At 35.1% G+C, this 5,212-nt stretch carries 5 protein-coding genes; all 5 read left to right on the forward strand.

Annotated features, from left to right (window positions below; genetic code table 11):
* The first annotated feature begins 305 nt into the window (after positions 1-305).
* Positions 306-1,013 carry a hypothetical protein gene (locus CXF82_RS00495; protein ID WP_102043475.1) on the forward strand — a complete coding sequence of 236 codons (708 nt, stop codon included), beginning with the start codon at positions 306-308 and terminating at the stop codon, positions 1,011-1,013.
* Positions 1,014-1,149: 136 nt separating this feature from the next.
* Positions 1,150-2,214: a hypothetical protein gene (locus CXF82_RS00500; protein ID WP_102043476.1), complete on the forward strand. Its 1,065-nt coding sequence runs from the start codon at positions 1,150-1,152 to the stop codon at positions 2,212-2,214.
* Positions 2,215-2,871: 657 nt separating this feature from the next.
* Positions 2,872-3,204, forward strand: coding sequence for a hypothetical protein (locus CXF82_RS00510; RefSeq protein ID WP_102043478.1), 333 nt, complete (start codon positions 2,872-2,874; stop codon positions 3,202-3,204).
* Between the two features lie 170 nt (positions 3,205-3,374).
* Entirely contained in the window at positions 3,375-3,791 is a 417-nt protein-coding gene (locus CXF82_RS00515) for an ester cyclase (RefSeq protein ID WP_102043479.1), read from the forward strand.
* A 966-nt stretch (positions 3,792-4,757) separates the two neighbouring features.
* On the forward strand, positions 4,758-5,212 hold a 455-nt coding region (locus tag CXF82_RS00520), incomplete at its 3' end, for a hypothetical protein (RefSeq protein ID WP_145991620.1).

Below are 5,212 nucleotides of genomic sequence, written 5' to 3' on the forward strand. Positions count from 1 at the left end.
TTTCTTAGATTCAATTCACGCTTTACTATTGTGCAGTGTTAGTAACTTGTATAAATTCAGTAAGATGTAAGTGTGCGTTCATGAAAAGTTCAGATAACCGGAAAGCAAAGTGTGCGACTCACTTTTCTCCCTAGGTGTATTGGATACAATTTTTAGCGTAAGTGTTTAATAAGCTGTTATTAATAAACTTTTAAGGCTTTTTACTGTGCACGCTTTCTCAACATGGCTTGGCAAAACGCGCAAGCCGTATATTAAAATGTTATGCCAAACGTCATCGACTATTACTATATGAGATAAATGATAATATGAATTTTCCTAAAATTGATTATGAATTCTGGCTTTCCAATTGGAGTGATAGTATTGGTGATAAGGCGACATACTCAAATAAAAATATACTTAAATATATCGTTTTTGAAGGTGATATTAATTCATGTACGGATGAAATATATAATCTTGTTAAAGAAAATGATCTTAATAAGTTATCCGTTCTCAGAGTTGTTGACCTAATTTATTCATGGGGTGGACCATCTGGACGAATGTTTTACGCCTCTATACAAGGCAAAAGTATTCCGAGAGAAAGCCTGGAAAACGACGATTCTGTATTTTCAAAATATTTAGAAGGGATACGATTAGCTAAGCAGGGGAGCACTGAAAGTATAAAAATCTTCGGAGAAATAGACGGAATTGGTCCTTCATATGCGAGTAAGCACGCTTGCTTTTGGAGTTGCCGTAGTGAAAGTCCATTAATTATTGTTGACTCTAAAATTGCTGGTTCTTTAGGTTATAAAACAATAGCAAATCTTAAAAGGATCGTGAGCGATAGAGCAATCGTAACTGCATTTAAAAATAAAGCGATTGAAGAATATAATGAGAGTAGCCCAATTAAAGTTGAAAGAGCGTTGTTCGCTTTTCACAATCATTATTTTCTAAATGGTAACAATGGTTGGAAAAATAAAATACAAAGCAAAGATTTCGCTGAAGCGCAAAATATAGCTAGTGTATTATTTGAATAGGTTAGGCATAACAAGGTATTTAAACGGAACTAAAACAGTGGGTTACGTTCCGCTTCGCTACACAGTATAACCCACAATTTTAGTCCGCTTAATGCGGAGTTAAGTGTTCAGATAGTTCTGCAAACTAAGGAAAGTAATGAAATTAATATATTCAATTATCACTTTGCTCTTAATGATAGGCTCATTTAATGCAAATTCGGAAAGTATATTAACAATCAATGAGCCTGCAAAGATACAGAAAGCAGAAGTTGTAGATAAAAAAGAAGAACGATCTACAGTAGTTTTGAAGCCTGTTATAAACGAAATTGAAAATAAGAAAGAGAAAGGAATTAATGAAAATGAATTTAAACAGCCATGGTGGTTGCCACATTTATTTACAATTCTAGGATTTATAGTCGCAGCTCTTATCGTAATATTTCAGCTAAATAAACAGCATAAGAGTTCGATGGAAGTACAGAATAAAAATAAAGTGGAAGAGCTTAAATTACAGATTTACCACGACTTCGATGAAAAACTAAACAATCTTAGTGATGCATCCATTAAGGCTGGAAATTATCTAAATCAACTTCCTGAAAATTTGGCTCTTTACCACAAACAAGTTTATAATAATGAAGTCCCAATAGATATTAAGCAGAGGCCAGATGAATTCCTTCTGGTTTTGAATTATTTACTATCAAAAATACTGCAAGTAATTTTATTAATTGAAAAATATGAAGTGGTAGAGCCAAGACTAAAAATATTTCAGTCAGCTTTCAATTCTGTGCACCATAATTTAATGGAGTTCTATAAAGACCTATTCTTGGCTCTTATCGCAGTGCTTCCTAAAAATGTTAAGCCAGAAGATATAGATAAATTTGGTTGCTCTGTAATTAGTCCACTTGCTATCAGCTCTGATGATTTTGTTATTTTGAAGCAGTTATGTAGTAAATTCAGTAATGCTGTAAGCGAGGTTGGTGAATATCAGTACGATCTAAGGGTTGAGTCTCAAAACTTATTTCTCGGTGATCTTTTCGGAAATACTGTTCCTTCTCGTGAACCTATCGATCCTAAATGTAAGGTTGTAAAAATAACTGAACCAGAATATACAAGAGTCAAAAATTATTTTGATCATGATTCTGCTTGGGGTAAGAATTGTGATGAAGTTGATAAACAGGTAAATGAATCATTTAATGAATCTAAAGTCACTGAAAGATGCACTTAACAAGGTGCAGCAACGGACTCGTCAAACTGTCACTTTTTGTGTAAAAGGCCGCACAAAAACCGCCAGTTCAACTCGCCGCTATGCACGGCGTTATGTGTTTTTAGAAGGCTGGGCATAATCATATGGAAATGAACTTTAAATCACACTTAGCTTACTATGTTAGGGCTGGCCTTTATAAATATTTGCTCATAGTCCTGTTAGTGTTTTCTACTTCAATTATTTTATCTGTCACATTTCAAGATTGGAGTCATATATCACGATGTGGGGGAATCATTACAGTATTTGGAGCTTGTTTACTGAGTCGTGATTTAATTAGGAAAGGGCCTTACTATGTAAATGAACCCAAACCGCCACACAGCACTCCTGTTAAAACGAATAGAGGGGTTATGAACCAAATTAACTTTGAAAGAATATCGATCGAAATTGCTGAAAAGCAGGATAATTACTCAAAGCATCTTGGTTTCTATATTTTAATCTTTGGCACAATACTATGGTCGTACGGTGATTGGGTATTCATACATTTTTTGCCATTCAACACATAACAAGTCGTTAAAGCAGGACAAATAACAGTTGGCTTTTGCTCCTGCGTCGCTTATTTTGGCCAACATATTATTTGCCTCTTAACGAGGCGTTATAAGTTACTCAAGTATTGGTGTTATGAATTGTCCTGAATGTGAACACGAATTTGGTTATTTGCACTTAACTAACCTTGAAAAGGTTGGAAAACTTACAGAGTTTTACTGTCCAAATTGCAACCAAAAATTAAACAATAGACCAATCAAAGAAATCACTAACAAAGCTGATGTATATATTTATGGTGGTTTAGCTGCATTTGTATTGTTGTTACTGGTAAATTTCTTAGTTTTTGGGGACACGGTAAATGATATCGTTGGGTACTTATTCATTATCGTTGGCGGTTCCAGTTGTTTACTTGGTTATCTTCAGTATCATAAATTGGATACCAAAATATATTATGAGAAAGTGGCTTGAGTAGGTAACTTATAACAAGTCATTAAAGCAGGAAAATTTACAGTTGGCTGTTTTCACTGCGTTCAACATTTTAGCCAACTGCAAATTGTCGCTTAAAACGGCGTTAGGTGTTTAATTTAGTATCGTCAACTATAGTCATAAAGCTTAAATTCAATTATGGAGTATTCGAGATGAGTAACATTACAGAAATAGCTGAATTGTTTTTTGATGCCTGCGAAACTGGAAAGGGATGGCTGGCATGCAAAGAATATTGTCACCCTAATGCAACATTCTCTGCGCAAGCCACAGCATTAGCCGATGTAAATAACATAGAAGGTTATACGGAATGGATGAAAGGGCTTTTAACGCCAATTCCTGATGGTCATTATGAATTAAAAAGTTTTTCTACTGATGAAAAACGTAGTTGTGTAACTGCTTTTGCTGTATTTCATGGTACTCAAACAGGTGCCGGTGGCCCTTGTGAACCAACAGGTAAGGTTATTAAAGCTGATTATGTTTATGCAATGGAATTTGATGGGGAGTTGATAACTCATATGACAAAAATATGGAACGATTCAATTAGCCTTCAGCAGTTGGGGTGGGTATAAACACCTAACAAGCAATTCAAGCGGGACTTTTACAGTTTGCTACGTTCCGCTTCGCTACACAATTTTAGCAAACTATAAAAGCCCCTTAATTGGGCATTACCGCATATCCGTTTGCCACATTTTCCCTAATGAAATTCATTACTCCAAGAGCTTTAGCTCTAAGTCGTTTATGTCCATCTACGTGTCGGTACGGGGTGTCTAGGCTGACACGAGTCTGCCCCATTACGAGTTACGAGCTAGTTTTAACTGTCACGAATTACTTCAATAAATTCATCTTCAGAGATGACCCCCCAAAGATTAATAGTACTGTATATCCGTACAGTTATAATAATTATCTAATAATTTGCATTATTATCGAAGCAAAAATTAGCTAAAATTGCATGGATAAATTTGAGCATAAAAATATAACTGATATGTTTCAATACTTTAAGTTTTTCATGTGGAGTAACAATGGACCTGATAAATGTTCTTGCTCAACTTTGCGGCAAGGTTAACTTTAAAGTGGTTGGTAATTGAGATATTAGTCTCTTTACATCAATATGTTGCGTGATATGTTAAATGCAAAATTAATTTTAGGCAGGGATTTATCTGAGATGCTGGATAATAAGCTGTTAAACGATAAATGAAATATGGAGTACCTATGAAAATTATTACATGTCCAGATTGTGGTAAAGAAGCAAAGGCATCCGGTAATGTTAATTGCCTGTGTGATAAAGATCATTGCCTAGGGCAGCGATGCGGAGCAGATGATTTAAGTGCTAAATACGAATGTAATAATTGCGGAGTTAATGGTGTACCTGCTGAAACTGCTGCATACAGAAAGAGACATTGTAGCTAGCTTCCGTTTAACAAAAACCTGAAATCGACAGCTAAAGCTGGCGCATTTTTTTGCTAAAACAAGAGCCGCAAAAACTTGCGCCAGCACGCTGCGGTTTAGGTTGGCGTTAGATTACCAAGGATGTATAAGTGTCTCCTGAAGAAATTGAGTTATACAAAGATGCCATTAAAATCGGAGTTCCAGCTATAGTCGGTCTTTCTGCTGGACTTATCCCATATTTGATCGAGCGCTGGAAAATATCTGCACAACGAGATATTGAAAATGATAAAGGGCGACGAGAAATTATCATAAGTTTTTCTGAAGCCCTATCAAAAAATATAGGCAGTTCAACTGCCTATATTGCTTACTTATTATCATCTGATTTTAACAGCGGAAAAGGGTTGGCAGAAAAAATTACAGAATCATCTGTAAAAATGCTTGAAAGTGAAATAGATCGAACAAGAGCTAAAGCGCTGTCAGGTATTATTGGAAATAACTTGGTTACAGATGCTTTATTAGAATACGATAAATATATTAGCGATGTAATTTCATTTCTTATTGATCCAAGATGCAGTGATAAAGTTGAAAGAGATCGTTTGATAAA

It is taken from the genome of Shewanella sp. GutDb-MelDb, from assembly GCF_002836075.1.
Lineage (GTDB): Bacteria > Pseudomonadota > Gammaproteobacteria > Enterobacterales > Shewanellaceae > Shewanella.

Excerpts from the sequence above, each read along its gene's own strand:
- CXF82_RS00495 (WP_102043475.1), top strand. The coding sequence starts at position 306 with ATGAATTTTCCTAAAATTGATTATGAATTCTGGCTTTCCAATTGGAGT.
- CXF82_RS00500 (WP_102043476.1), top strand. The coding sequence starts at position 1,150 with ATGAAATTAATATATTCAATTATCACTTTGCTCTTAATGATAGGCTCA.
- CXF82_RS00510 (WP_102043478.1), top strand. The coding sequence starts at position 2,872 with ATGAATTGTCCTGAATGTGAACACGAATTTGGTTATTTGCACTTAACT.
- CXF82_RS00515 (WP_102043479.1), top strand. The coding sequence starts at position 3,375 with ATGAGTAACATTACAGAAATAGCTGAATTGTTTTTTGATGCCTGCGAA.